The sequence below is a fragment of the Blastococcus sp. SYSU DS0753 genome, assembly GCF_054051175.1.
On the sequence record NZ_JBJHAT010000012.1, the window covers coordinates 58,409 to 81,415 of the forward strand.

General features: G+C 73.9%; 24 protein-coding genes and 4 tRNA genes. 6 read left to right on the forward strand and 22 right to left on the reverse strand.

The features are described from left to right. Positions 1-3: 3 nt before the first annotated feature. The 18 genes from yajC to ACI799_RS11500 form a co-directional block, all read right to left on the reverse strand. Positions 4-315: a preprotein translocase subunit YajC gene (yajC, locus tag ACI799_RS11415; protein ID WP_456613106.1), complete on the reverse strand. Its 312-nt coding sequence runs from the start codon at positions 313-315 to the stop codon at positions 4-6. Between the two features lie 148 nt (positions 316-463). Beyond that, positions 464-1,588 carry a Holliday junction branch migration DNA helicase RuvB gene (gene ruvB / locus ACI799_RS11420; RefSeq protein WP_456613107.1) on the reverse strand — a complete coding sequence of 375 codons (1,125 nt, stop codon included), beginning with the start codon at positions 1,586-1,588 and terminating at the stop codon, positions 464-466. Beyond that, the gene (gene ruvA / locus ACI799_RS11425) at positions 1,585-2,223 is read right to left on the reverse strand and encodes a Holliday junction branch migration protein RuvA (protein WP_456597719.1); all 639 of its coding nucleotides are present in this window, start codon (positions 2,221-2,223) and stop codon (positions 1,585-1,587) included. The genes ruvB and ruvA overlap by 4 nt, the downstream gene beginning before the upstream one ends. Then, positions 2,220-2,792 (reverse strand): crossover junction endodeoxyribonuclease RuvC, encoded by a 573-nt coding sequence (gene ruvC, locus ACI799_RS11430; protein ID WP_456597718.1) that lies wholly within the window; start codon positions 2,790-2,792, stop codon positions 2,220-2,222. The genes ruvA and ruvC overlap by 4 nt, the downstream gene beginning before the upstream one ends. Positions 2,793-2,900: 108 nt before the next feature. Next, entirely contained in the window at positions 2,901-3,662 is a 762-nt protein-coding gene (locus ACI799_RS11435; protein WP_456588626.1) for a YebC/PmpR family DNA-binding transcriptional regulator, read from the reverse strand. Next, the gene (pdxT, locus tag ACI799_RS11440; RefSeq protein WP_456588625.1) at positions 3,659-4,288 is read right to left on the reverse strand and encodes a pyridoxal 5'-phosphate synthase glutaminase subunit PdxT; all 630 of its coding nucleotides are present in this window, start codon (positions 4,286-4,288) and stop codon (positions 3,659-3,661) included. Before pdxT ends, ACI799_RS11435 begins: the two co-directional genes overlap by 4 nt. Beyond that, positions 4,285-5,193: a pyridoxal 5'-phosphate synthase lyase subunit PdxS gene (gene pdxS, locus ACI799_RS11445; protein ID WP_456588624.1), complete on the reverse strand. Its 909-nt coding sequence runs from the start codon at positions 5,191-5,193 to the stop codon at positions 4,285-4,287. The genes pdxT and pdxS overlap by 4 nt, the downstream gene beginning before the upstream one ends. Positions 5,194-5,241: 48 nt before the next feature. Continuing rightward, entirely contained in the window at positions 5,242-5,793 is a 552-nt protein-coding gene (locus tag ACI799_RS11450) for a hypothetical protein (RefSeq protein ID WP_456588623.1), read from the reverse strand. An 11-nt stretch (positions 5,794-5,804) separates the two neighbouring features. Then, on the reverse strand, positions 5,805-7,019 hold the full coding sequence (locus tag ACI799_RS11455) for a glycosyltransferase family 4 protein (RefSeq protein ID WP_456588622.1): 1,215 nt from the start codon (positions 7,017-7,019) through the stop codon (positions 5,805-5,807). Beyond that, positions 7,019-7,963 (reverse strand): phosphatidylinositol mannoside acyltransferase, encoded by a 945-nt coding sequence (locus ACI799_RS11460; RefSeq protein WP_456588621.1) that lies wholly within the window; start codon positions 7,961-7,963, stop codon positions 7,019-7,021. The genes ACI799_RS11455 and ACI799_RS11460 overlap by 1 nt, the downstream gene beginning before the upstream one ends. Then, positions 7,960-8,577, reverse strand: coding sequence for a phosphatidylinositol phosphate synthase (gene pgsA, locus ACI799_RS11465; protein ID WP_456599338.1), 618 nt, complete (start codon positions 8,575-8,577; stop codon positions 7,960-7,962). Before pgsA ends, ACI799_RS11460 begins: the two co-directional genes overlap by 4 nt. Continuing rightward, positions 8,578-9,159 carry an HIT family protein gene (locus ACI799_RS11470; RefSeq protein WP_456588619.1) on the reverse strand — a complete coding sequence of 194 codons (582 nt, stop codon included), beginning with the start codon at positions 9,157-9,159 and terminating at the stop codon, positions 8,578-8,580. Continuing rightward, positions 9,156-11,201: a threonine--tRNA ligase gene (thrS, locus tag ACI799_RS11475; RefSeq protein WP_456613108.1), complete on the reverse strand. Its 2,046-nt coding sequence runs from the start codon at positions 11,199-11,201 to the stop codon at positions 9,156-9,158. Before thrS ends, ACI799_RS11470 begins: the two co-directional genes overlap by 4 nt. Positions 11,202-11,251: 50 nt before the next feature. Further along, on the reverse strand, positions 11,252-12,382 hold the full coding sequence (locus ACI799_RS11480) for a CapA family protein (RefSeq protein ID WP_456613109.1): 1,131 nt from the start codon (positions 12,380-12,382) through the stop codon (positions 11,252-11,254). Between the two features lie 10 nt (positions 12,383-12,392). Further along, positions 12,393-12,938, reverse strand: a complete 546-nt coding sequence (locus tag ACI799_RS11485; RefSeq protein ID WP_456599335.1) for an MOSC N-terminal beta barrel domain-containing protein — start codon at positions 12,936-12,938, stop codon at positions 12,393-12,395. Positions 12,939-12,947: 9 nt separating this feature from the next. Continuing rightward, a complete protein-coding gene (locus ACI799_RS11490) occupies positions 12,948-13,331 on the reverse strand; it encodes an HNH endonuclease (protein WP_456588615.1) in 384 nt (127 codons plus the stop codon). 92 nt (positions 13,332-13,423) lie between these two features. Further along, positions 13,424-13,495: transfer RNA gene (locus ACI799_RS11495), tRNA-Val, on the reverse strand. A gap of 26 nt (positions 13,496-13,521) precedes the next feature. Continuing rightward, positions 13,522-13,977: a TIGR02611 family protein gene (locus tag ACI799_RS11500; RefSeq protein WP_456588614.1), complete on the reverse strand. Its 456-nt coding sequence runs from the start codon at positions 13,975-13,977 to the stop codon at positions 13,522-13,524. Positions 13,978-14,343: 366 nt separating this feature from the next. Between ACI799_RS11500 and ACI799_RS11505 the strand changes: the two genes are divergently transcribed. The 4 genes from ACI799_RS11505 (at position 14,344) to ACI799_RS11520 (ending at position 15,219) form a co-directional block, all read left to right on the forward strand. Continuing rightward, complete coding sequence (locus ACI799_RS11505; protein WP_456588613.1) at positions 14,344-14,808, forward strand: SsgA family sporulation/cell division regulator; 465 nt, start codon at positions 14,344-14,346, stop codon at positions 14,806-14,808. A 95-nt stretch (positions 14,809-14,903) separates the two neighbouring features. Beyond that, positions 14,904-14,976: transfer RNA gene (locus tag ACI799_RS11510), tRNA-Gly, on the forward strand. Positions 14,977-15,017: 41 nt separating this feature from the next. Beyond that, positions 15,018-15,088, forward strand: a tRNA-Cys gene (locus ACI799_RS11515). Between the two features lie 56 nt (positions 15,089-15,144). After that, a tRNA-Val gene (locus ACI799_RS11520) sits at positions 15,145-15,219 on the forward strand. A gap of 123 nt (positions 15,220-15,342) precedes the next feature. Here the strand turns inward: ACI799_RS11520 and coaE are convergent. Then, complete coding sequence (gene coaE, locus ACI799_RS11525; RefSeq protein ID WP_456588612.1) at positions 15,343-15,939, reverse strand: dephospho-CoA kinase; 597 nt, start codon at positions 15,937-15,939, stop codon at positions 15,343-15,345. A 145-nt stretch (positions 15,940-16,084) separates the two neighbouring features. Between coaE and ACI799_RS11530 the strand changes: the two genes are divergently transcribed. After that, a complete protein-coding gene (locus ACI799_RS11530) occupies positions 16,085-16,345 on the forward strand; it encodes a hypothetical protein (RefSeq protein WP_456588611.1) in 261 nt (86 codons plus the stop codon). A 212-nt stretch (positions 16,346-16,557) separates the two neighbouring features. Here the strand turns inward: ACI799_RS11530 and rpsA are convergent, their stop codons facing one another. Beyond that, a complete protein-coding gene (gene rpsA / locus ACI799_RS11535; protein WP_456588610.1) occupies positions 16,558-18,027 on the reverse strand; it encodes a 30S ribosomal protein S1 in 1,470 nt (489 codons plus the stop codon). Positions 18,028-18,247: 220 nt separating this feature from the next. On the opposite strand from rpsA, the gene ACI799_RS11540 reads away from it, so the two are divergent. Next, positions 18,248-19,102, forward strand: a complete 855-nt coding sequence (locus ACI799_RS11540; RefSeq protein WP_456613110.1) for a class I SAM-dependent methyltransferase — start codon at positions 18,248-18,250, stop codon at positions 19,100-19,102. Positions 19,103-19,114: 12 nt separating this feature from the next. On the opposite strand, the gene ACI799_RS11545 is transcribed toward ACI799_RS11540, so the two are convergent. Next, a complete protein-coding gene (locus ACI799_RS11545; protein WP_456588608.1) occupies positions 19,115-20,188 on the reverse strand; it encodes an AI-2E family transporter in 1,074 nt (357 codons plus the stop codon). Between the two features lie 52 nt (positions 20,189-20,240). After that, positions 20,241-22,979, reverse strand: a complete 2,739-nt coding sequence (gene polA / locus ACI799_RS11550; protein ID WP_456613111.1) for a DNA polymerase I — start codon at positions 22,977-22,979, stop codon at positions 20,241-20,243. Positions 22,980-23,007 lie beyond the last annotated feature (28 nt).

The following is a 23,007-nucleotide window of genomic DNA, read 5'->3' on the forward strand; positions in this document are numbered from 1 at the left end:
GGGTCAGACGGTGCCGTCGGCCGGGCGCGCGGGGTCCTCGTCGGACGGCGCGGCCCCGGCCGGGCGGCGGACCTCGAGGATCGCCTGGCGGGCGAAGGTCGCCACGACACCCGGCGCGATCTCGAGGTCGATGGTGGTCTCACCGACCCCGGCCACCGTGCCGTGCATCCCGCTGGTCGTCATGACCGGGGTGCCGACGGTCAGGGAGGCCAGCAGAGCCGCGTGCTGCTCCTGCATCTTCTTGCGCTGTCGCGCGGGCAGCACGAACAGCACGACGGCCAGCAGGGCCAGCATGATCAGCGGGAAGTACTCCACGACAGGTGTGCCTCTCTTCCGCGACTGGTTGCTCGCGGTGGGTGTGGCCCGGGACGGGACCGCTCGGGTGCATCGGTTGCCGTACGCACGGCGACCAGGCGGGACGCGCACGGCCCGGCCTGCGAGTTGCGCGCCAGCGTCCGGGAGTCTAGGCGTCGAACAGGGTCTCTGACGACGACCCCGGTGCCTGTGGGTCTGCTGTGACCCGGCCGAGCGCGACGCCGCCGGCCGGCAGCGGCCGGCCGAGGTGCGCCCAGGCGGCCTCGGTCGCGACCCGCCCGCGCGGCGTGCGGGCCAGCAGCCCGGCGCGCACCAGGAACGGCTCGCACACCTCCTCGACCGTGTGCGGCTCCTCGCCGACGGCGACCGCCAGGGTGGCGACGCCGACCGGCCCGCCACCGAACTTGCCGACCAGCGCGTCCAGCACCTCCCGGTCCAGCCGGTCCAGGCCCAGGTGGTCGACGTCGTACAGGGCCAGCGCGGCCTCGGCGACCTCGCGGGTCACCCGGCCGTCGGCCTCCACCTCGGCGTAGTCGCGCACCCGGCGCAGCAGCCGGTTGGCGATGCGCGGGGTCCCGCGGGAGCGCCCCGCGATCTCCGCCGACCCCTCGTCGGTCAGCTCCACCCCGAGCAGCGCCGCGCTGCGGGCCAGCACCCGCTGCAGGTCGGCCGGCTCGTAGAACTCCATCTGGCCGACGAAGCCGAACCGGTCCCGCAGCGGGCCGGTGAGCAGCCCGGCGCGGGTGGTGGCGCCGACCAGCGTGAACGGGTTGATCTCCAGCGGGATCGCCGTCGCCCCGGGGCCCTTGCCGACGATGACGTCGACCCGGAAGTCCTCCATCGCCATGTAGAGCAGTTCCTCGGCGGGGCGGGCGATGCGGTGGATCTCGTCGATGAAGAGGACGTCGCCGGGGGCCAGGTTCGACAGCATCGCGGCGAGGTCGCCGGACCGCTCGATCGCCGGCCCGCTGGTGATCTTCACCGAGGTGCCCAGCTCGGAGCCGATGATCAGCGCCAGGCTGGTCTTCCCCAGCCCGGGCGGGCCGGAGAGCAGGACGTGGTCGGGCGTGCGGCCACGGCGGCGCGCCCCCTCGAGCACCAGGGCCAGCTGGCGGGCGACCTTGGGCTGGCCGATGAAGTCGTCGAGCGAGTGCGGGCGCAGCGCCGACTCGACGACCCGCTCCTCGTCCCCCGCCTGCGGCGACACCGACCACTCCGGCGCCGCCTCGGCGGCCAGCTCACCGGTCAGCGACCGGTCGAACGGCGCGGTCACGACCTACCCAGCAGCTGGAGCGCCCGCCGCAGCAGCACCGCGACCTCCACGCTCCCGGTCGCCGCGAGCTGCTCGTCGGCCACCGGGGCCAGCTGGGCGACCGCCCCCTCGGCCTCCTTGCCGCTCCACCCCAGCCCGACGAGGGCCGAGGTGAGCTGGTCCCGCCACGGGGCCACCGGCGTGACCGACGGCAGCCCGGCGGGCGCCGGCGCGTCCAGCGAGGTGTCGGTGCTGGTCGAGCCGAGGCGGTCGCGCAGCTCGAGGATGAGCCGCTCGGCCCCCTTCTTGCCGATGCCGGGGACCTGCATGAGCGCCTTGACGTCGGCCATCGAGACGGCGCGGCGGACCTCCCGTGGCGGGTGGATGGCCAGCACCGCCTGGGCCAGCCGCGGCCCGACGCCGTTCGCCGTCTGCAGCAGCTCGAACAGCTGGCGCTCGTCGTCGTCGGCGAAGCCGTAGAGGGTGAGCGAGTCCTCACGCACGACCAGGCTGGTGGCCAGCCGGGCGGCCTCCCCCACCTGCAGCCGGGCGATCGTCCCCGGGGTGCACTGCACCGCCAGGCCGATCCCGCCGACCTCGACGACGGCGCCGTCGGGCCCCACCGCGGCCACCCGGCCGTGCACGCTGGCGATCATCGGGCCGCCACCCCCGTCCACCGGGGCAGCGTGCCGGTGGACCGCACCGGCGCGCCGATCCCGCCGGCGATCGCGGCGGTCCGCAGCCGCTGCTGCGCCGGGCCGCGCCACGCGTGGCAGACCGCCAGCGCCAGGGCGTCGGCGGCGTCGGCCGGCTTGGGGGCGGTGGCGAGCCCCAGGACCCGGGTGACCATGAGGGTGACCTGCTCCTTGTCCGCGCGGCCGTTGCCCGAGATCGCCGCCTTCACCTCGCTGGGCGTGTGCCAGGCGACCGGGCGGTCGGCCTGGGCGGCGGCCAGCGCGGCGACGCCCGCCGCCTGCGCCGTGCCCGTCGCCGTGCCCTTGTTGTTCTGGGTGAACACCCGCTCGATCGCCACGACGTCGGGACGGTGCTCGCGCAACAGCGCCGTGACGGCGGTGTGCAGCTCGAGCAGCCGCAGCTCGAGGTCGAGCTCGGCCATGGTGCGGACCACGCCGACGCCGACCGCCGTCGGCCGCGCCCCCGGGCGCCCGTCGACCACGCCCCACCCGCACCGGGTGAGGCCCGGGTCGATACCGAGCACCCGCATCGTCACGCTCCCGTCAGCCGAACTGGTGTTCGACCGAGGCTAACCGCAGCCCCCGACCGGACCCCGTCAACACGCCAGGTGATCTGACGAATCGGCACCGGGGTCCTTCTAGGCGTCGGCGGTGACCTTCTCCATGACGTCGTCGGGCACCTCGTAGTTGGCGTAGACGTTCTGCACGTCGTCGAGGTCCTCGAGGGCGTCGATGAGCTTGAAGACCTTGGTCGCCCCGTCCTCGTCGAGCTCCACCTGGACGCTGGGCAGGAAGCCGGCGTCGGCCGAGTCGTACTCGATACCGGCCTCCTGCAGCGCGGTGCGCACGGCCACCAGGTCACCGGGCTCGCAGATGACCTCGAGCGTGTCGCCCAGGTCGCGCACCTCCTCGGCGCCGGCGTCCAGCACCGCCATCAGCACGCTGTCCTCGTCGACGTCGCCGGACTTCGGCACCACGACCACGCCCTTGCGGGAGAAGAGGTAGGAGACCGAGCCGGGGTCGGCCATCGACCCGCCGTTGCGGGTCATGGCGGTGCGGACCTCCATGGCCGAGCGGTTCTTGTTGTCGGTGAGGCACTCGATGAGCACCGCGACACCGCCGGCCGCGTAGCCCTCGTAGGTGATGCCCTGGTAGTCGACGCCACCGGCCTCGGCGCCCGATCCGCGCTTGACCGCACGGTCGATGTTGTCATTGGGCACCGAGCTCTTCTTCGCCTTCTGGATGGCGTCGAAGAGCGTCGGGTTGCCGGCGGGGTCACCGCCGCCCGTGCGGGCGGCGACCTCGATGTTCTTGATCAGCTTGGCGAAGAGCTTGCCGCGCTTGGCGTCGATCCCGGCCTTCTTGTGCTTGGTCGTCGCCCACTTGGAGTGGCCGCTCACGGCTCTCCCCTCTCTGCGTCGGCCAGGTGAGCGCGCACGATGTCGACGAACAGCGCGTGCACCCGGCGGTCCCCGGTCAGCTCGGGGTGGAAGCTGGTGGCCACCACGTCGCCCTGGCGGACCGCGACGATCCTACCGTCGGCCGCACCGCCCACGACCCGCCCGAGGACCTGCACCCCCGGGCCGGCCTCCTCCACCCACGGCGCGCGGATGAAGACGGCGTGCAGCGGGCCCCCGCCGAGCCCGTCCAGCTCGACCCGGGTCTCGAAGGAGTCGGCCTGCCGGCCGAAGGCGTTCCGCCGGACGGTCACGTCCAGCCCGCCGACGGTCGGCTGCCCCGGCGGGGCGCCGACCAGCCGGTCGGCGAGCAGGATCATGCCCGCGCAGGTCCCGTAGGCGGGCAGCCCCGCGCGCACCGCCGCGCGCAGCGGCTCGAGCAGACCGAACCGCCCGGCCAGGGTCCCCATCGTCGTCGACTCCCCGCCGGGGACGACGATCCCGTCGACGCCGGCCAGCTCCTCCGGCCGGCGCACCGGCCGCGGCTCGGCCCCCTCGGCCCGCAGCACCGCGAGGTGCTCGCGGACGTCGCCCTGCAGCGCCAGCACCCCGATGACGGGGGCGGTCACCACCCGCGGGTGGCGTAGCGCTCGGCCGCCGGCAGCGTCGAGACGTCGATCCCGACCATCGGCTCGCCCAGCCCGCGCGAGACCTTGGCGATCACGTCGGGGTCGTCGGAGAACGTCGTCGCCTGCACGATGGCCGCCGCCCGCTGCGCCGGGTCGCCGGACTTGAAGATGCCCGAGCCGACGAACACGCCCTCGGCGCCCAGCTGCATCATCATCGCCGCGTCGGCCGGGGTGGCGATGCCACCGGCGGTGAACAGCACCACCGGCAGCTTGCCGAGCCGGGCCACCTCGGCCACCAGGTCGTACGGCGCCCGCAGCTCCTTGGCGGCCACGAAGAGCTCGCTCTCGTCGAGGGTGCCCAGCGCCTTGATGCCGGCCCGGATCGACCGCATGTGCCGGGTGGCCTCCACGACGTTGCCGGTGCCGGCCTCGCCCTTGGACCGGATCATCGCCGCGCCCTCGGAGATGCGCCGCAGCGCCTCGCCGAGGTCGGTGGCGCCGCAGACGAACGGCACGGTGAACGCGTGCTTGTCGATGTGGTGCGCCTCGTCCGCGGGGGTGAGCACCTCGGACTCGTCGATGTAGTCCACACCGAGGGACTGCAGCACCTGCGCCTCGACGAAGTGGCCGATGCGGGCCTTGGCCATCACGGGGATGGAGACGGCGTCGACGATCCCCTGGACCATGTCCGGGTCGCTCATCCGCGCGATGCCGCCCTGGGCGCGGATGTCGGCCGGCACCCGCTCCAGCGCCATCACCGCCACGGCGCCGGCGTCCTCGGCGATCCGGGCCTGCTCTGGCGTGACGACGTCCATGATGACGCCGCCCTTGAGCTGCTCGGCCATGCCGCGCTTCACGCGGTCGGTACCGGTCCGGGCGACGGACGGGTCGGGCTGCGTCGTCACAGGTTTCCGCCTTGGGGTCGAGAACGGGGGTCCCCCACCCTACGGGCGTCAGCCGGCGAGGCGGCCGGCCACGTCGGCGTCCTTGGTCACGTCGCCCAGGCGGTCGTCGATGTCGAAGTAGCGCGGCAGCGGGCGCGTGCGGTGCAGGCCCGCCCAACGGGGGAAGCGCCGGCCGCGCAGCTCGCGGGTGTCGCGCACGGCGTCGTTGTAGAACCGGCGGGCCAGGGCGACCCGCGTCTGGGTGCCCGCCAGGTCCGCGCGCAGCGCCGCGGGGACGCCCGGCAGGCCGGGCGGCAGCTCGCGCAGCTGGTGCCCGAGCGCGTTCTCCGCCAGCTCGCGGTCCCCCGCGTCGCGGGCCGCGCGCGCCTCCGCTGCGTGCGACACCAGGCCGAGCCGGACCTCGGCGGCGAGGGCCGCTGGGTGGTGGCGGGCCAGCTCCTCGGCGAGCCCGGCGCGGCGCTGCAGCTGGGCGTCCAGCGTCGCCCAGGCCCGGTCGACCCGGGCGTCCAGCCGCCGCAGCCGGGTGAGCGTCCAGCCGGTCCAGACCACCAGGAGCAGGAGCACTCCGGCGGCGAGCAGCAACCAGGCCAGGGACGTCACGGTCCCCGAGGCTAGCGGCGCGGCCGCCGGATGCGGGGAGGTCCGGCCGCGGTGCCTGTCGGCGGCACGCCGGGGAACTCGTCCTCGGGCGCCGCGGTCACCACGCCGCCGCCGGGCGGCAGGACGGTCTCGTACACCGCCAGGACGCGGCGGGCGAGCACCTGCCAGTCGTAGCGCGCGGCCACCTGGGAGCCGCGCGCGGCGAGCTCGGCGCGCCGGGCGGGGTCGGCGAGCAGGTCCGCGAGCGCCCGGCCGAGCGCGGCCGGGTCGTCGCGTCGCACCACGACTCCCGCGGCCCCGTCGTCCAGCACCCGGACGAAGGCGTCCAGGTCGCTGGCGACGACGGGCGCCCCGGCGGCCATCGCCTCGATGAGGATCACGCCGAACGACTCACCGAGCAGGTTGGGTGCGCAGTAGACGTCCACGCTCCGCAGCAGCGCCGCCTTGTCCGCCTCCGAGACCTCCCCGAGCAGGGTCACGTGCGGCCGCAGCTCGGTGCCCACCATGGACCACAGCTGGTCGGCGTCACCGCGTCCGGCGATGAGCAGCCGCACCGCCGGGTGGGTCCGGACGACGGTGCGCAGCGCCGCCAGCAGCACCGGCAGCCCCTTGCGGGGCTCGTCGAACCGCCCGACGAAGCCGATGGTGGGCGGGGCGCCCGTCCCCCGGCCGTAGCCGGGCAGCGGCGGCCCGTCGGCGAAGAACGGCACGTGCACGCCGTTGGGGATGATGACGGCGTCGCCCCCCAGGTGCTCGACCTGCACGCGCCGGGCGAAGTCGGAGACGGCGATCCGGCCGCTGATCTTCTCCAGCCAGGGCCGCGTCATGGGGCCGACGGCGGCCAGCCACTTGGAGCGGGTCGTCGCCGCGTGGAAGGTCGCCACGATCGGCCCGGTCGCGATCATGCAGACCAGCAGGGACACCGACGGGGTCGCCGGCTCGTGCACGTGGACGACGTCGAACCGGCCCTCCCGGAGCCAGCGGCGCACCCGCGCGGCCGACACGGGGCCGAACTGGAGGCTCGCCATCGAGCCGTTGTACGGGACCGGGACGGTGCGGCCGGCGAAGGTGACGAAGGGGTCGGTGACCGACTCCTCGTGCTGCGCGGGCGTGAGCACCTCCACGTGGTGGCCCATCCCGCGCAGCGTCACGGCGAAATCGCGCACGTGGTACTGGACACCACCGGGGACGTCCCAGCGGTAGGGGCAGACCAGGCCGATGCGCATCAGTCCGCGCCCCCCCGGCCGGGCGCGACCGGATCGGCCGGCACGTCGGGCCAGATCCGGCCGAGCATGTGCCAGTCCTCGGGACGCTCGGCGATCCCGGCGGCGAACACGTCGGCCACCTGCTGCATCGCCGTCCCCACCCGGTCGGCGAGCCGGCCGGGACCCCGGACCGGCACCTCGGGCGAGATGCACATCCGCCACCCGGTCGCGGTGAACTGGCAGACCGCCGGCACGAGGGCGGCACCGGTGCGCTCGGCCAGCAGCGCCGCGCCACCGGGCATGGTGGCCGCCCGGCCGAAGAACGTCACCGGGACACCGCCGGCACCGAGGTTGCGGTCGACCAGCAGGCAGGCCACGCCGCCGTCGGCCAGCCACTCGCGCAGGACCTCCGAGCTCGGCCGCTCCCCACCGGTGAGCGGCACCACCCGGAAGCCCAGGGACTCGCGGTAGTCGAGGAACCGCCGGTACAGCGACTCGGGGCGCAGCCGCTCGGCGACGGTCATGAAGGGGCCGTCCAGCCAATCGGTGAACCAGGCGCCGGCCGCGTCCCAGTTGCCGCTGTGCGGCAGGGCGGCGATCACCCCGCGCCCCTCGGCGCGGGCGCGCGCGATGTGCTCGATCCCGGGGACCACGCTGTCGCGCCGGATCCGCTCCGCGGTCAGCGTCGGCAGCCGGAAGGCCTCCTGCCAGTAGCGGGCGTAGGACCGCATCGCCCGGCGGGTCAGCTCCGCGAGCTCCGGCTCGGACAGCCGCCCGCCGGTCACCACCCGCAGGTTGGCGCGCAGCTGGCGGACGCCCCGGCCGTCGCGACCGGCGGCCCACTCCCCCGCCCGGTCGAACAGTGACCGCGCGGCCGGCTCCGGGAGCATGCGCACCGCCCGCCACCCCGCTGCGTACCCCGCGTCGGACAGCCGACCGGCCAGCCGCTCCCGAGCGCCGCTCACGGTTCGATCCGCCGTCCGTCCGCGGACCGCTTCACCGCCAGCACCCGCTGGGCCACCGTGACGGCGCTGCCGGCCAGCAGCACCCACAGCGCCACGTGGACGGCGTACGGGATGCCCAGCCCGGTGAAGCCGGTGCCGGTCAGCACCAGGATCAGCCGCTCCGTCCGCTCGACGACGCCGACGTCGCAGGACAGCCCCATCCCCTCGGCCCGCGCCTTGATGTAGGAGGTGAGGACGCCCAGCACCAGGCAGAGCAGCGCGAGCAGGACGAGGAGCCGGTTGTCCCCGCTCCCGGCGAACCACCAGATCAGCGCGCCGAAGATTGCGGCGTCGGCGGCGCGGTCACCGGTGGAGTCCAGCACGGCACCGAAGACCGAGCCGCCGCCGCGCAGGCGGGCCAGCGCGCCGTCGAGCATGTCCAGCAGCACGAAGACCGTGACGGTGAACGCCCCCCAGAAGAGGTGCCCGGTCGCGATGAGCCCGGCGGCGCCGGCGATCGCCCCGACGGTCCCGGTGATCGTGACCATGTCCGGGGTGACCCCGAGCCGGGCCAGCCGCACGGCCAGCGGGTTGACCACCTTGGCCACCACGGGGCGGGCGTTGACGCCGAGCACTCAGGCCTCCGGGCTCGTGGCGTGGTGGTCCGCCCAGGCGGCGGCGAGCAGGGCGCGCGTCTCCCCCAGCACCTGCGGGAGCACGCGGGTGAGCCCGATGACCGGCATGAAGTTGGTGTCCCCGCCCCAGCGCGGCACGGCGTGCTGGTGCAGGTGGTCGGCGATGCCGGCGCCGGCGACGGAACCCTGGTTCATCCCGATGTTGAAGCCGTGCGCACCGGTCACCGCCCGCACCACCCGCATCGCCGTCTGCGTGAAGGCGCCGAGCTCGGCGACCTCCGCCGGCGTGAGGTCCGTGTAGTCGGGCACGTGCCGGTACGGCACCAGCATGAGGTGGCCGGCGTTGTAGGGGTACAGGTTGAGGACGGCGAAGACCGTCTCCCCCCGCGCCACGACCAGCCCGGCGGCGTCCTCCAGGGTGGGGATGACGCAGAACGGGCAGTCGTGCGCGCCCGTCGGCTTCCCCTCCCCGCGGATGTAGGCCATGCGGTAGGGCGTCCACAGGTGCTCGAACACCGTCGCCGGACCGCCGTCGTCGGAGGAGACCGCCACCCGGTACGGCTCGTGCGGCTCTCCGGTCATCCGGGGACCGCCGCGGTGTCCGCCGTCGGGTCGGCGTTGGTCCGGGCCGCGACCCAGGCCGCGACGAACTCGACGGCGTCGTCGACCAGCACACCGTTGCGCTGGCTGCCGTCGCGGAAGCGGAAGGAGACCGCGCCGGCGTCGGCGTCGGTGGCCCCGGCGATGAGGACGAAGGGGACCTTCTGCTTGCTCGCCGTCCGGATCTTCTTCTGCATCCGGTCGTCGGAGTCGTCGATCTCCACCCGCAGGCCGCGGGCGCGCAGCTTCAGCGCGACGTCGGTGAGGTAGGGCACCTGCTCGTCGGTGACCGGGATGCCGACGACCTGGACCGGGGCCAGCCACGCCGGGAAGGCGCCCGCGTAGTGCTCGGTGAGGACGCCGAAGAAGCGCTCGATCGAGCCGAACTTCGCCGAGTGGATCATCACCGGCTGCTGGCGGCCGCCGTCGGCGGAGGTGTACTCCAGGCCGAAGCGGGCCGGCTGGTTGAAGTCGTACTGGATCGTCGACATCTGCCAGGTCCGGCCGATGGCGTCGCGGGCCTGCACGGAGATCTTCGGGCCGTAGTAGGCCGCCCCGCCCGGATCGGGCACCAGTTCCAGGCCGGTCTCCTTCGCCGCCTCCTCGAGGACGGCGGTGGCGACCGCCCACTCCTCGTCGGACCCGATGAACTTGTCGGACGCGTCGCGGGTGGACAGCTCCAGGAAGTAGTCGTCCAGCCCGAAGTCGCGCAGGAGGCCCAGCACGAACGCCAGCAGGTGCCGGATCTCCCCGGGCGCCTGCTCGGGGGTGACGTAGCTGTGCGAGTCGTCCTGGGCGAAGCCCCGCACCCGGGTCAGGCCGTGCACGACGCCGGACTGCTCGTAGCGGTAGACCGAGCCGAACTCGAACAGGCGCAGCGGGAGCTCGCGGTAGGACCGCCCGCGCGACCGGAAGATCAGGTTGTGCATCGGGCAGTTCATGGCCTTGAGGTAGTACTTCGCGTTGTCCAGGTCCATGCCCGGGAACATGGTCTCCTCGTAGTACGGGAGGTGCCCGGAGGTCTCGAACAGCCCGCTCTTGCTGATGTGCGGGGTGCCGACGTAGTCGAAGCCCTCCTCCAGGTGCCGGCGCCGGACGTAGTCCTCCATCTCCCGCTTGATCACCCCGCCCTTGGGGTGGAAGACGGGCAGCCCGGAGCCGATCTCGTCCGGGAAGCTGAACAGGTCCAGCTCGACGCCGAGCCGGCGGTGGTCGCGTCGCTCGGCCTCGGCGAGGTGCTCCAGGTAGGCCTTGTGCGCCTCCTTGCTCTCCCAGGCGGTGCCGTAGACGCGCTGCAGCTGCGGATTCTTCTCGCTGCCCCGCCAGTACGCCGCCGCGCTCCGGGTGAGGCTGAAGGCGGGGATGCTCGACGTCCGCGGCAGGTGCGGGCCGCGGCACAGGTCGGTCCAGACCCGCTCGCCCGACCGCGGGTCGAGGTTGTCGTACATCGTCAGCTGCGCGCCGCCGACCTCGACGTCGGCGCCCTCGGCCGCGGCCCCGACGTCGTCGCCGGCGCCGCCCTTCAGCCCGATGAGCTCGAGCTTGTACGGCTCGTGGGCGAGCTCGCCCTTGGCGTCGTCGTCGCTGATCTCGCGCCGGGCGAAGTACTGCCCGGCCTTCACGATCTCCTGCATGCGCTTCTCGAGCGCCTTCAGGTCCTCGGGGGTGAACGGCCGCTCGGGGTCGAAGTCGTAGTAGAAGCCGTTCTCGACCGGCGGGCCGATGCCCAGACGGGTGCCCGGGAAGAGGTCCTGCACCGCCTGGGCGAGCACGTGGGCGGCGGAGTGCCGGATGACCGCGCGCCCGTCGGCGCTGGACGCCGCGACGGCCTCGACCTCGGCGTCGGCGTCCGGGGCCCAGGCGAGGTCCTTGAGGCTGCCGGTGGCCACGTCGCGGACGACGACGGCGCCGTCGGGGCCCTTGAGCGGGACGCCGGCGGCCTTGAGCGCGTCCTGGGCCGTCGTCCCGGCCGGCACCCGGATCGGTCCGACGGCGGTGGGCGAGGGCTGGGTGGACACGAGCATGCTCCAGGGGATCGAGGAACGGGCGCCCTGAGCCTAGTGCGCCCCCGCGCTCACCCCGGGACGATGCCCAGCCCCGCGGCCACCGCACCCCGCCGGTCGAGGACGCCGGCGATCCGCGCGAAGCTCTCGGGGTCGGCCGGGACGATCCGCACGGCGTCCTCCCCCAGCTCGATGCGCAGCGGCACCGCCTCCGCCCGGGAGACGGCGAACCGGCCGTCGGCGCCGCGGGTGAAGGTGAAGCGGGCGGCCACCGAGTCCTCGGTCGGGTACCCGCGGGTGGCGTGCTCGGCGAGGTGGTTGCCGAGGCCGTAGGCGACCCACTCGCCGCCGATCTGCTCGACCGGCTGCACCACGTGCGCGTGGTGGCCGAGCACGAGGTCGACGTCCGGGGAGCCCAGCAGCGCCCCCGCGGCCGCCTCCTGGGTGGGCGTCGGGTCGTTGTCGTACTCCTGGCAGCAGTGGAGGCTCGCGACGACGACCTCGGCGCCCGCCGCCCGCGCCCGCGCCGCGGCGGCCAGCATGCCGGGCACGTCGGGCAGGGCGGCGACGTCCACCGACCACTCCCGGCCGGCAGGCAGCGGCACGCCGTTGAGGCTGAACGTCGCCGCGACGTGGCCGACGCGCACGCCGTCCACGTCGACGAGCGTCGGCCGGCCGCTCTCCTCCCGGCTGCGGTACGTGCCGGTGTGCCCGATGCCGGCCCCCGCCAGCGTGTCGATCGTGCGGGTGAGCCCGTCGAAGCCGGCGTCCAGCGAGTGGTTGGACGCCGTGGAGCACAGGTCGTACCCCGCGCCGGCCAGCGCGTCGACGATCTCCGGCTGGACGCTGAAGCTCGGGTAGCCGCGGTACGGGCCACCCTCCGGGGCGACCGGCGTCTCCAGGTGGCAGATGGCCAGGTCGGCGTCTCCGATCAGGTCGGCGACGGGCGCGAACACCCCGCTGAAGTCGTACGAGCCGTCGGGCTGCCGGGCACCGGAGGTGAGCGCCCGGCCCTGGTGCACCAGCACGTCGCCGGTCGCGAGCAGCGTGAAGCTCTCGGGCTCGGGCTCGGGCGGCGGTTCCGGGGCCGCAGCGGACGCCCCGGGCCCGGAGACGTCGGCCGGCTCGGCGGGCGCACCGGCCCCGCCACCGCAGCCGGCCAGCAGGAGCACGGCCGCCCCGGCGGCCCCCCAGCGACGCATGGCGCCGACGCTAGAGCAGGACGGCGTCGCCGACGGTCAGCTCGCCGGGCTGTCGCACCTCGGCGTAGACGCCGAGGCAGTGCTTGGGGGTGCGGACCACGGCCAGCTCGGCGGTGCCGATCCGCACCGTGCGGCCCACCCAGCTCCGCTCGTCGTCGTCGGGCAGGTCCAGGAGCACGTTGGCGCGCGGGTCGTCGGCGGAGCAGCCCTCGGGGACGTCGCCGGCCGCCGCCCGGTCGATCGCCTGGCGGGAGACGAGGTGCACGGGGGCCGCGTCGGCACCGGAGCCCCCGGGTGCCCGCTCGATGCGCACCGGCCGGCCCAGCGCACCGCTCACCGCCGCCGCGTCGGCCTCCGGAGCGCCGGCGGGCGTGAGCGCGGCCAGGCCCGGTGCGTGCTTGCCGCGCAGCACCTCCCCGCTCTCCGCGTCGACGACCGTCCAGGCCCGGTCGCCCTCCGGGCCGGCCCAACCGACGCGGACGGAGTTCCGGGCCGTGCCGCCGAGGGACTTGACGGGGTAGATCCAGATCCGCGCCACGCGCCCGGTCGTCGTCACGGCCCGACCCTAGGCCGCCGACCGCGATCGGCGCAGGCGGCGGAGCTGCGCGTCCAGGTAGGGCCGGGCGCGCCGCTGCCCACCGGTCCGGGTGATCGCGGCGGCGAGGTCGCCCAGGGCTCGGGCCAGGCGCGCCTCGTCGGCCGGCCAGCCCCGGCGGCGGCACTCCTCCAGCCACTCGACCGGGCTGCGGTGGCCCCGCTCGCCGTTGCAGCGCGAGCAGGCGGCGACCTCGTTCTCCAGCCACGACGGCCCGCCCTTGACGCGGGGCACGACGTGCTCGGTGGTGGGGCGGACCAGCGGGGAGAACCGGCGCCCGCACCACATGCAGGTCGGCCCGTCGCGGTCCAGGAGCAGCTGGAGCCGGGCGGCGCGGTCGGGCTGGGCGCTCATCGCACCCATCGTCCCGCGATCCGGGCCGGGCCGCCGCGGAACGCCGAAGGGCCAGGCCTCCCTGCCGGGACGACCTGGCCCTTCGCGTGCGGTGGGCGATACTGGGTTCGAACCAGTGACCTCTTCGGTGTGAACGAAGCGCTCTACCACTGAGCCAATCGCCCGTTGCGCCTCTGATTGTGCCAGACGCTCATCGCCAGAGCGGTACCCACCCCGGCACCCAGTCGGGGACGCCCACCAGGTGCAGGCTGACGACGAGGATGCCGTACACGAGGGCCGCCGTCGCCAGCGCGAGCAGCAGCCGCACCCAGACCGGCTGCGCGGCGACCCAGTCGGTCCAGCGCGCGACGTGGCGCTTGGTGAACTCGAGCAGCCGCTCGGCCCAGGTGAACTCGGTGGCGAGGATGAAGAGGCCCGCGATGACCGTCAGCCACCCCGGTCCGGGCAGCGGGATGGTGACCAGGCCGATGGCCACGATGAGGCCGCCGACGATCCCCACGCCCACCCGGTAGCCGTGGTTGAGGCTCCGGCGCACGGCCAGCCGCCTCCGCCAGCGCGCCTCGGCCACGCGCTCGCGCAGGCTGCGCACGTCATCGGCGTCGTAGCGCGCGCGCCGCTCGTCCGGGGTCTCCGAGTGCTGGCGCACGCCCGCCGCCGGTGCCGTCGTGGTCTCTGATCCGCTCAGCTGGTCACCTGCCCGGTCGCGACTACCTCCGTCGGTGCCGACGGAGCCTGCCGACCGGGCTCGAGCAGATGCCGTATCCGGGGAAGCCGTCGAGGCCGGTCACCTGGGAGCCTACGGCGCCGATCTCGATCTGTGACCGCACGACGTCGCACGTGGCGAGCGCCACCGGGTCGCCGAGCCCCCGCACGACGCACGTCGCGGCGGTGGCGACCCGGCCGGTGCGACACGCCCAGCAGGTTCGGAACACCCGTCCGTGGCGCATGATGCGGGTGTGACCAGAGCACACGAAGCACGTCACTTCTCACAAGCGCCGTCGTTGGAACTGTCATGACCAGCCGATGGACTCCCGGCCACATCTCCCCCGTCACCCTGCAGCTGGTCGGCCCGCGCTCGTGGACGGAGGTCCCGGCCCTGCTCTGCTACGACCCCACCGATCCCTACGCGGTGCGCATCGCCTTCGGTGACGCCGGGGACTCGGACGACGCGGTCGACGGCGAGGAGAGCATCGCCTGGCTGGTGAGCCGGGAACTGCTCCAGGCCGGCCTCGAGCACCCCGCCGGCGACGGCGACGTCCGGGTGTGGCCCGCGCGCGCCACGGCCGACCTGCTGTACCTGCACCTGCGGGCCCCCTCGGGCGAGGCGCTCTTCGAGCTCTCCCGCGCGACGGTCGCCGCCTTCCTCCGCCACACCGAGGCCCTGGTGCCGTCCGGGTCGGAGGGCGCACTGCTGCAGCTGGACGCGGAGCTCGACGCCCTGCTGTCCAACGGCGGGCCGGACTCGCCAGGGCACTGACCTGCGAGAACGCTCCGGCGGACCCCCGGGGGAAGGGGGTGGGGGACCCCCCCTGCACACCCCCTCCGGACGTCCGCTAGAGTTCTTCTCGTAACGCGGACGTGGCTCAGCTGGTAGAGCATCACCTTGCCAAGGTGAGGGTCGCGGGTTCGAATCCCGTCGTCCGCTCGGAACCTCGGGCACCGGTCGAGAGATCGGTGCCCGCGTGCGGTGGAGTGGCCGAGAGGCGAGGCAACGGCCTGCAAAGCCGTCTACACGGGTTCAAATCCCGTCTCCACCTCGTCGCTTCCTCGCGGGGCACGAGCGCGGAGGAGGGTCCGGTCGTCAGGCCGGAAAGGGCGATTGGCGCAGCGGTAGCGCGCTTCCCTGACACGGAAGAGGTCACTGGTTCGATCCCAGTATCGCCCACCACGACAGCAGAGCCCCGGGCCGCGGCCCGGGGCTCTGCTGCGTCTCGGGACGGCGTGCCCGTGGTCGGCGCACGTGATCGAGCTCGCACCACCGCACGGTGACGATTCCCCGGGCGGCCGGCGCTCAGCTCCGCAGTGGCTCGACCCGCTGGGCCCAGAAGCGCTCGACCTGCTCGGCCAGCTGCTCGAGGGACCCGCTGTTGTCCAGGACGACGTCGGCGACCGCGCGCCGCTGCTCGTCGCTCGCCTGCGTGGCGATCCGGGCACGCGCGTCGGCCTCGGCGAGACCTCGCCCGACCAGCCGGGCGAGGCGCGTCGACAGGTCTGCCTCCACGACGACGACGAGGTCGTAGGTTCCCGCCTGCCCGGTCTCCACGAGCAGGGGGACGTCGTTGACGACGACGGCGTCGTCCGGCGCCGTGGCGACCAGCTCGGCGGACCGCTGCCGCACCATCGGGTGGACCAGTGCATCGAGCCGACGGCGGGCCTCCTCGTCGGAGAAGACGATCGCCGCCAGTGCGGCGCGGTCGAGGGAGCCGTCGGCCGCGAGCACCCCGTCGCCGAACGCGGCCGCGACCGCGGCGAGCCCCGGGGTGCCCGGCTCGAGCACCTCCCGCGCGATCCGGTCGGCGTCCACGACCACCGCGCCCCGTTCGGCCAGCAACCGGGCCACGGTGCTCTTGCCCGAACCGATGCCACCCGTGAGTCCGATCCTCAGCACGCACGGACAGTAGCGACCGCCCGGACGCAGATCACGGAGAGGTAACACGCCGCCGACGCGCCGGGCGCGTCGCAGCAGTCACACGCGCACCACCGTTAACGTCTGCCCCGGCGATCTTCCCCGCCGAGAGAGGCAGAACGAGAACATGTCACGTCACACGCCCGTCGCATCCCCGTCGTCCCGCGCCGCCGGCCGGCACCGGCTCGGTGCTGCCTCGGGCGTGCGCTGCGCCGACATCCCCGCCGTCCGCGAGCGGATGCAGTACCAGCGCCCCGCCGTCGCCCACCGCAGCTCGCTGCTGCGCTGGATGTTCTCCACGCCGACCACCGGCCGTCACACCTGGAGCTTCCTCGCCGGCTCCGGCGGCCGCCCCCGCACGGCGTTCGCCATCATCCTCAGCCTCTGAAAGAGGCCCCTCCTGCAGGGAGGGCGGGCCGACCCCAGCCGGGTCGATCACGATGCGAAGGGCCCGTGGACACCGTCCACGGGCCCTTCGTCGTGCTCGCACCCGCGCCGACGCACCCGCGGGGCTCGGGCAGCGGCCGCGAACGTCAGAGGCCCAGGACCGCTCGGGTCCTGGGCCTCTGACGTTCAGCGCTGGCGGGTCAGACCCTCAGGTCACTCCCCGCCGGCCAGCTTGGCACGCAGCGCGGCGAGCGCCTCGTCGCTGGCCAGCGTGCCGCCGGTGCTGGCCGGGGCGTCCGGGCCAGCAGCGTCGTCGCTGGAGTAGCTGCCGCCCGCCGCAGCCTCGGCGTCGGCCTCCTTGGCCGCGGCGATCTGCTTGCGGTGCGCCTCGTAGCGCGCCTGGGCCTCGGCGTACTGCCGCTCCCACGCCTCGCGGGCCTCGTCGTAACCCTCGAGCCACTCGCCGGTCTCGGCGTCGAAGCCCTCGGGGTAGATGTAGTTGCCCTGCTCGTCGTAGGACGCAGCCATGCCGTAGGCGGCCGGGTCGAAGGTCTCCTCGTCGCCGACGACGCCCTCGTTGGCCTGCTTGAGCGACAGCGAGATCCGGCGGCGGTCCAGGTCGATGTCGATGACCTTGACCAGGATCTCGTCGCCGACCTGCACGACCTGCTCCGGGATCTCCACGTGGCGCTCGGCCAGCTCGGAGATGTGCACCAGACCCTCGATGCCCTCGTCGACGCGCACGAACGCACCGAACGGGACGAGCTTGGTGACCTTGCCGGGGACGACCTGCCCGATCTGGTGCGTGCGGGCGAACTGACGCCACGGGTCCTCCTGCGTCGCCTTCAGCGACAGGGAGACCCGCTCGCGGTCCAGGTCGACGTCGAGGACCTCGACGGTGACCTCCTGGCCCACCTCGACGACCTCGGACGGGTGGTCGATGTGCTTCCACGACAGCTCGGAGACGTGCACCAGGCCGTCGACGCCGCCCAGGTCCACGAACGCGCCGAAGTTGACGATCGAGGAGACGACACCCGAGCGGACCTGGCCCTTGGCGAGCTTGTTGAGGAACTCGCTGCGGACCTCGGACTGCGTCTGCTCCAGCCACTGGCGGCGGGACAGGACCACGTTGTTGCGGTTCTTGTCCAGCTCGATGATCTTCGCCTCGAGCTCGCGGCCCACGTAGGGCTGCAGGTCGCGGACGCGGCGCATCTCCACCAGCGACGCCGGGAGGAACCCGCGCAGGCCGATGTCCAGGATGAGGCCACCCTTGACGACCTCGATGACGGTGCCGGTGACGACCTCGTCGGCTTCCTTCTTGGCCTCGATCGTGCCCCAGGCGCGCTCGTACTGCGCGCGCTTCTTGGAGAGGATCAGCCGCCCTTCCTTGTCCTCCTTCTGGAGGACCAGGGCTTCCACCTCGTCGCCGACGCTGACGACCTCGTTCGGGTCGACGTCGTGCTTGATGGACAGCTCGCGCGAGGGGATGACGCCCTCGGTCTTGTAGCCGATGTCCAGCAGCACCTCGTCCCGGTCCACCTTGACGATGACGCCCTCGACGATGTCGCCATCGTTGAAGTACTTGATCGTCTGGTCGATCGCCGCGAGGAAGTCCTCGGCGGTACCGATGTCGTTGATGGCGACCTGGGGAGTGCTGGAAGGACGGACCTGAGTGGAGGTCATGTGGTTGGTTGCTCCGGACGGTTTATGCGTAGGGACAGGACGACCCGCGGCCGTCGGACCGCGGGGAGGTACAGCGGGGAGAACCGGCGCGGGCATTCCCGGAAAGGGAAGGGCACGACAGACCTCTGGCGCGTCTCCATGGTACGGACGCCGGGCGCGTCCGGTCCACCTGGGTGGGAGCGGTCTTCCCCGGTCGGCGGCGTGTCACCATCGGCGTGTCATGGACGCATCCTCCGCCGGCCCGCCCCTCCCCCTCGGCAGCGACGGCTACCCGGCCGCCGGGGGCGTCGCCCGCCGCCCGGCGGGCACCGCGGAGTCGGTGCGCGCCAACCGCCGCTGGTGGGACGCGGCCGCGCCCGCCTACCTCGCGGAGCACGGCCCCGACCTGGGGGACGCCGACTTCCTCTGGTGCCCCGAGGGGCTGCGGGAGGCCGATGCGCACCTGCTGGGCGACGTCGCCGGCCGGCGGGTGCTCGAGATCGGCTGCGGCTCCGCGCCCTGCGCCCGGTGGCTGCGGACGGCCGGGGCCGAGGTCGTGGCCATGGACCTCTCCGGCGGCATGCTCGCCCGCGCGGCGGAGCTGAACCGGTCCACGGGCATCGCCGTCCCGCTGCTGCAGGCCGACGTCGGCGCCCTCCCGGTCGCCGACGCGAGCGTCGACGTCGTGTGCTCCGCGTTCGGCGGGCTGCCCTTCGTCGCCGACGTCGAGGGGGCGCTGAGCGAGGTGGCGCGGGTGCTGCGACCCGGCGGCCGGTTCGTGGCCTCGGTCAACCACCCGATGCGCTGGCCGTTCCCGGACTCGCCCGATCCCGAGGACCTGCGGATCGTGGCCTCCTACTTCGACCGCACGCCGTACGTGGAGACCGACGGTGCGGGCCGGGCCGTCTACGTGGAGCACCACCGCACGGTCGGCGACTGGGCGCGCGCCGTCGTCGGCTCGGGCCTGGCGCTGCAGGACCTGGTCGAGCCGGAGTGGACGCCGGGCCGCACCGAGAACTGGGGCCAGTGGTCCCCCGAGCGCGGCGCGCTGGTGCCCGGGACGTTGATCATCGTCTGCGGGAAGCCGGCGGCCTGATCCCCGCGCCGGTCACGCCTCCGCCGGCTCCCCCGCGATGGGCGGGCACCCGCGCCGCACCCACAGCTCGTGCGCCGCGGCCGTGATCGCGGCCGCCAGCGGGACGAACAGCAGCGCGCCGGCGATCCCCCACAGGACGCCGCCCGCCGTGACGGCGATCAGCACGGTGGCGGCGTTGAGCGGCAGGCGGTTCTTCATCACCCACGGCTCGACGACGTCGTTGCCGATCTGCTGGACCACCACCACCAGCGCCAACACCAGCAGCGCCGTCGTCAGCCCGCCGGAGCCGTAGGCGACGGCCACCGCGAGGAGGCCGGCGACGAAGGCACCGATCGTGGGGATGTAGGAGGCGAGGAACTGCAGCACGGCCAGCGTGAGCGCCAGCGGGACGCCGATCAGCAGCAGCCCGGCGCCGATGCCGACCGCGTCGAACAGCGCCACGACCGTCAGCCCGCGCACGTACCCGCCGACCGTCGTCCAGGCCGCACGACCGGCGGCGTCGACGTCCTCGCGCACCTGGCCGCCGAACTTGCCCAGCAGCCAGCCCCACATGCCGGCCCCGCCGGCCAGGAAGAGGAAGGCCAGCACCAGGGTGAGGAAGGCGGCGATCAGCACCTCGGCGACGGTCTGGGCGGGGCCGAGGAGATCGCCGGCGCTCGCGCCCCCGGCCCCCGAGCCGCCACCGGAGGAGTTCGCCCACGGCACCTGGATGCCGAACCGCTCCGACAGCTGGGCGGTGACCTGCTGGAACTGGTCGCGCAGCTGGGGCAGCTGACCGACGATGCGGGCGCCCAGCCCGGCGGCGATCCCGGCCACCGCCGCCAGCAGCAGGGCGAGGGCGCCCAGGGCGCCCAGCCAGCGCGGAACGCCCGTGCGCTCGGCCCACCCCACCGCGGGCGCGGCGACACCGGCCAGCAGCAGCGCCACGGCCACGGCCACCAGGGGCAGGGTGAGCCGGACCGCGAACCCGGCGAGCAACCACAGCAGGACCGCCAGCACGAGCAGCCGACCACCCACGGCCGCCGACCGGGCCAGCCAGGGCGGGACCGACTGCTGCCCGGGACCGGGCGGGCGTGGAGAGCTCATGCCTCCGACATGATCAGCAGCGCGGCAGCTGACACATCGGCCCGGGAGGGCCTCAGTGCGCGGCGGCGTCCCAGCTCGGCCCGACGCCGACCGAGACCTCCAGCGGCACCGAGAGCTGGGCCGCCCCGGCCATCTCCCGGCGGACCAGCGCCTCCAGGGCGTCCTGCTCCCCCGGCGCGACCTCGAGCACGAGCTCGTCGTGGACCTGCAGCAGCATCCGGGACCGCAGGCCCTCGGCGGCGATCGCCTTCTCCACGTTGAGCATCGCAACCTTGATCACGTCGGCGGCGGAGCCCTGGATGGGCGCGTTGAGCGCCATCCGCTCGGCCATCTGCCGGCGCTGCCCGTTGTCGCTGGTGAGGTCGGGCAGGTAGCGCCTGCGGCCCAGGGTGGTCTCGGTGTAGCCGGTCTGCCGGGCGTCGTCCACGACGCCGTCGAGGTAGTCGCGGATGCCGCCGAAGCGCTCGAAGTAGGCGTGCATCTGCTCGCGCGCCTCCTCCACGGAGATGCGCAGCTGCCCGGACAGCCCGTAGGCGGAGAGGCCGTAGGCCAGGCCGTAGCTCATCGCCTTGATCCGGCGCCGCATCTCCGGGTCGACCTCCTCGATCGGGATGTCGAACGCCCTGGACGCGACGAAGGAGTGCAGGTCCTCCCCCGAGGTGAACGCCTCGATGAGCCCCTCGTCGCCGGAGAGGTGCGCCATGATCCGCATCTCGATCTGGCTGTAGTCCGCCGTCATGAGCGACTCGTAGCCCTGGCCCACCACGAACGCCTGCCGGATCCGGCGGCCCTCGGCGGTGCGGATCGGGATGTTCTGCAGGTTCGGGTCGGTCGAGGAGAGCCGGCCGGTGGCCGCGATCGTCTGCTGGAACGTGGTGTGGATGCGGCCCGCGTCGTCGACCATCGGGATGAGGCCGTCGATGACGGTGCGCAGCCGCGTGACGTCGCGGTGGCGGAGCAGGTGCTCCAGGAACGGGTGCCCGGTCGTGGCCAGCAGGCCGGTCAGCGCCTCGGCGTCGGTGGTGTAGCCGGTCTTGTTCTTCTTGGTCTTGGGCAGACCCAGCTCGTCGAAGAGCACCGCCTGCAGCTGCTTCGGGGAACCGAGGTTCACCTCCCGGCCGATGACGGCGTAGCACTCGGCCGCCGCCGCGGCGACGCCGTCGGCGAACTCCTTCTGCAGGTCGTGCAGGAACTCCAGGTCCGCGGCGATGCCCCGGTACTCCATCGCGGCGAGCACCCGGGTGAGCGGCAGCTCGATCTCGCCGAGCAGGTGGCCGCCACCGCGCTGGCCGAGCACCTGCTCCAGCGCATCGGAGAGGTCGTTGACCGCGACGGCCTTGAGGACGTCGGCCTTCGCGGCCTCGGCGGCCCGGTCGTCCTCGCTGGGCCCGAGCCCGTCCAGGGTGAGCTGACCATCGGCCTCGGCGGCGTCCTTCAGCTCCCGGCGCAGGTAGCGCACCGCGAGGTCGCCCAGGTCGAACGAGCGCTGCCCGGGCAGTGCGAGGTAGGCGGCCAGCGCGGTGTCGCTGACGACCCCGGCGAGCTCCCACCCGCGTGCCCAGATGGCCAGCAGCGGGCCCTTCACCTCGTGCACGACCTTGGGGCGCTCGGCGTCGGACAGCCACGCGGCGAGCGCCTGCTCGTCGGCGACGTTCAGGGCCGGGCCGAGGTCGACGAAGGCGGTGTGGTCGTCCGCGGCGGCCAGCGCCAGCCCGGTGAGCTCACCGGTGCCGCGACCCCACGTGCCGCGGAAGATGACGCCGGTCTGCCCGGTGCGGGCGTGGGCGTCCAGCCAGGAGCCGAGCTCGCCGGCCGGGACCTCGTCGACGGTGACGTCGAAGCCGCCCTCGACCTCCGGCTCGGCGCTGGTCAGCGTGGCGAACAGCCGGTCGCGCAGCACGCGGAACTGCAGGTTGTCGAAGAGGGTGTGCACCTCGTTGCGGTCCCAGGCCTGGACGGCGAGGTCCTGCGGCCCGACCTCGAGGGGAACCTGCCGGTCGAGCTCGGTGAGGCGCCGGTTCTGCAGCACGGAGGAGAGGTGCTCGCGCAGCTTCTCCCCCACCTTGCCCTTGACCGTGTCGACCTGGTCGACCAGGGCGTCGAGGGAGCCGTACTCCCGCACCCACTTGGCGGCGGTCTTCTCACCGACGCTCGGGATGTTGGGCAGGTTGTCGCTCGGGTCCCCCCGGAGGGCGGCGAAGTCGGGGTACTGCACGGGGCTCAGCCCGTACTTGGCCTCGACCTCCTCCGGCGTGAACCGGGTCATGTCCGAGACGCCCTTGCGCGGGTAGAGCACGGTGACGTGCTCGTTGACCAGCTGCAGCGCGTCGCGGTCGCCGGTGGCGATCAGCACGTCCATGCCGTGCTCCACCGCCTGCACGGTGAGCGTGGCGATGACGTCGTCGGCCTCGTAGCCCTCGGCGGTGATCACCGGGACCCGGAGCGCGCCGAGCACCTCCTGGACGAGGCTCACCTGGCCGCGGAAGTCGGTCGGGCTCTCGGCCCGGTTGGCCTTGTACTCCGCGTAGATCTCGCTGCGGAAGGTCTTCCGGCCGACGTCGAAGGCGACGGCGAGGTGGGTGGGCCGCTCGTCGCGCAGGATGTTGATCAGCATCGACGTGAAGCCGTAGACGGCGTTCGTCGGCTGGCCCGTGGTGGTCGAGAAGTTCTCCACCGGCAGCGCGAAGAACGCGCGGTAGGCCAGCGAGTGCCCGTCGAGCAGGAGCAGGCGCGGGCGCGTGCCCGTGCTCGAGGGGGCGGCGGGCGCGGAGGTGGCAACCGGAGCGGACATCGTCGACGATCCTAGGGGCGGCTCCCGA

Bases quoted from the DNA above. Each gene is read 5' to 3' on its own strand.
- ruvA (WP_456597719.1), bottom strand. From the start codon at position 2,223: ATGATCGCCAGCGTGCACGGCCGGGTGGCCGCGGTGGGGCCCGACGGC.
- ACI799_RS11455 (WP_456588622.1), bottom strand. From the start codon at position 7,019: ATGCGCATCGGCCTGGTCTGCCCCTACCGCTGGGACGTCCCCGGTGGT.
- ACI799_RS11490 (WP_456588615.1), bottom strand. From the start codon at position 13,331: ATGAGCGCCCAGCCCGACCGCGCCGCCCGGCTCCAGCTGCTCCTGGAC.
- thrS (WP_456613108.1), bottom strand. From the start codon at position 11,201: ATGCTCGTGTCCACCCAGCCCTCGCCCACCGCCGTCGGACCGATCCGG.
- polA (WP_456613111.1), bottom strand. From the start codon at position 22,979: ATGTCCGCTCCGGTTGCCACCTCCGCGCCCGCCGCCCCCTCGAGCACG.
- rpsA (WP_456588610.1), bottom strand. From the start codon at position 18,027: ATGACCTCCACTCAGGTCCGTCCTTCCAGCACTCCCCAGGTCGCCATC.
- ACI799_RS11530 (WP_456588611.1), top strand. From the start codon at position 16,085: ATGTCACGTCACACGCCCGTCGCATCCCCGTCGTCCCGCGCCGCCGGC.
- ACI799_RS11505 (WP_456588613.1), top strand. From the start codon at position 14,344: ATGACCAGCCGATGGACTCCCGGCCACATCTCCCCCGTCACCCTGCAG.
- ACI799_RS11480 (WP_456613109.1), bottom strand. From the start codon at position 12,382: ATGCGTCGCTGGGGGGCCGCCGGGGCGGCCGTGCTCCTGCTGGCCGGC.
- ACI799_RS11540 (WP_456613110.1), top strand. From the start codon at position 18,248: ATGGACGCATCCTCCGCCGGCCCGCCCCTCCCCCTCGGCAGCGACGGC.
- ACI799_RS11545 (WP_456588608.1), bottom strand. From the start codon at position 20,188: ATGAGCTCTCCACGCCCGCCCGGTCCCGGGCAGCAGTCGGTCCCGCCC.
- ruvC (WP_456597718.1), bottom strand. From the start codon at position 2,792: ATGCGGGTGCTCGGTATCGACCCGGGCCTCACCCGGTGCGGGTGGGGC.
- ACI799_RS11470 (WP_456588619.1), bottom strand. From the start codon at position 9,159: ATGACCGGAGAGCCGCACGAGCCGTACCGGGTGGCGGTCTCCTCCGAC.